At 68.5% G+C, this 1,165-nt stretch carries 1 pseudogene; it reads right to left on the bottom strand.

Features of this window, described 5'->3' with window-relative positions:
* Positions 1–1,165 (bottom strand): annotated as a pseudogene (locus EN935_RS36945) (chromosome segregation protein SMC); the annotation flags it as partial.

Genomic DNA, 1,165 nt, shown 5'->3' with positions numbered 1-1,165 from the left:
TTGCCAGCGTGGTCCATGCGCCGGCGCGCTGCGGTCGAGCGGCACGTCGAGGTCTTCGCCAAGGGCGGCGCCCAGCGCCGTCTCGAAACCGCGATCGACGCTGATCTGTTCCAGCACAGCCGGGAAGAGATCGCCGCTGGCGGCGTTCAGAATTTTTGCCAGCGTGCGCGCTTCCGTCTCGATGCGCGCCAGCTCGGCCCTGGCATCCTGAAGCGGTGGCCGGGCAGCGCTTTCCGTGGCGCGGGCATCGATGACCGACTGCTCCGCCTCCGATACGGCAGCTTCGGATTCTTCCAGCAGCGCCATGGCCTGTTCGACCAGCACGCGCTTCTCGGCCGGATCCGGCAAGCCGGCGACCTTGGAGAGTATTTCCGACAATTCGCGGTCGACATCGGCAAGCTGGCGGGCGAAGCGGTCGCGACGCTCGGCGGTGTCGCGCAGTGTCCGTTCGATCTGGTTGCGCGAGGCGGCAGCCTCTGCCCGCTCGGCGGTCAGCGCGGCGAGCTTGGCTTCGCTTTGTGAAAGCGTCGATGCAGCCTGCTCGAACGTGGCCCTGGTGCTGGCCTCGCGCTCGGCGGCACCGGCATTTTCGGAATTGAGCGCGGCTTCCTCGGTGCGCAGGCGCTCGAGGATATCCGCATTGTCGCGGACCATGCGCTCCTCACGCGCGATATCGCCATCGAGCTGCTGCAGCCGGCGCTCGAGTTCGCTCTGACGAGCGCGGATGCGGCCGGCTTCCTCCGCGATCTGCGACTTGGCGATCGACAGGCGCTGGAAGGCGGCGGCAGCGGCGGCTTCCGCGTCGCGCAGGTCCGGCAGGCGATGAGCACCGATGCCTTGCTCCCTGGCGGCGGCCATTTGGGCGGCGGCGCGGTCGCCGACCAATGCCGTGGCAACGGCAAGCGCCGAGCGCGCCTCGCCTTCCTGCGTCTTGGCCAGCGTCCAGCGCAGATGCAAGAGCGTTGCTTCGGCCTTGCGGATATCGGCTGACAGGTTCTTGAAGCGGGAGGCCTGGCGCGCCTGGCGCTTCAGGCTTTCGATCTGGCTTTCCAGTTCGCCGACGACGTCGTCCAGCCGTTCGAGGTTCTGCTCGGCCGCCTTCAGCCGCAGTTCGGCCTCGTGGCGGCGGGTGTGCAGGCCGGAAATGCCGGCCGCCTCTTCGAGC

Origin of the sequence: Mesorhizobium sp. M7D.F.Ca.US.004.03.1.1 (assembly GCF_003998635.1) — a bacterium.
In the GTDB taxonomy this organism is placed as follows: Bacteria; Pseudomonadota; Alphaproteobacteria; order Rhizobiales; family Rhizobiaceae; genus Mesorhizobium; species Mesorhizobium loti.
The sequence above is the reverse complement of the archived record's forward strand: the minus strand, read 5'-3'. Positions and strand labels throughout refer to the sequence as shown.